1 protein-coding gene is annotated in these 1112 nt (G+C 50.4%); it reads left to right on the top strand.

Annotation, left to right across the window (positions count from 1 at the left end; genetic code table 11):
• Nucleotides 1-873, top strand: an 873-nt coding sequence (locus tag ACFRAK_RS29460; RefSeq protein WP_394573264.1) for a DUF4091 domain-containing protein, incomplete at its 5' end; no start/stop codon positions are given.
• Between the last annotated feature and the right edge of the window lie 239 nt (nt 874-1112).

Genomic DNA, 1112 nt, shown 5'->3' with positions numbered 1-1112 from the left:
CTGGAGTTCTCTCACTTCTACACACAATGGGGCGCCAAGCATGCACCGAAGATAATCGTGAACAACGGCGGCCATGAAGAGAAACGGTTTGGCTGGGAGACGGATGCGGCTGGCGGGGAGTATGAATCCTTCATTCGGCAGTTTGTTCCGGCACTGCTCAAATGGATCGAGGAGAAAGGGATTCAGGATCGATGCTACTTCCATGTATCGGATGAACCGCATGCTTCCCACCAGGAGTCTTACGGCCACGCCAGCCATTTGATGTCCGAACTGCTGCCGAACTATCCGATTATCGATGCGTTATCGGATATCGCATATTATGAGCAGGGTTTAGTACAGCGTCCGATTCCTGCAAGCAATCATATCGAACCGTTCCTGGAGGCGCAGGTAGAACCGTTGTGGACATACTACTGCTGCTCGCAGTATCAAGAGGTGTCCAATCGCTTCTTCAACCTGCCTTCCGCCAGGAATCGGATTTTGGGCATCCAATTATATAAGTTTAACATTCAAGGGTTCTTGCACTGGGGGTATAATTTCTGGAACTCGCAGTATTCCATTCGGGCGATTGATCCGTACCAAGTCACGGACGCGGATGCAGGTTTTCCTTCTGGAGATCCTTTCCTCGTCTACCCCGGCGTAGACGGCCGCCCGGTTGAATCGATCCGGCTGAAGGTATTCTTCGAAGCGCTTCAAGATCTTAGGGCACTGCAACTGCTGGAGACGCAGATCGGGCGCGAGGCGGTAATGAAGGCACTTGAAGAGGATCTTGAGGAACCGATTACGTTTAAGCATTATCCACGTGATATGGAGTGGCTCCTATCCAAACGGCAGTGGATCAATGACAAGATCCAAGAGAGTCTGGCTGTCAAATAACAACAACAATAAAACCTGCTTCAACCGTTCGCTGTGCGGACGGGGGAGCAGGTTTTATTGTTCGGTTGAACTATAGCATTTTTTTGAAGAATTCGATGGTTTCATTCCAGGAGTCGCTGCTGGCACGAGCGATATCCGGCTTCGTCCCTTGATCAGAAGCAATGGCTCTTAGATAAGGAATGCCGATATAATGTCCGGCTCCCTTATAGATGAGATGCTTGGATAACCCGGCTTGATCC

It is taken from the genome of Peribacillus sp. NPDC056705, from assembly GCF_043656335.1.
Note: the sequence above shows the minus strand (reverse complement) of the source record. Positions and strands in the feature narration are given on the sequence as shown.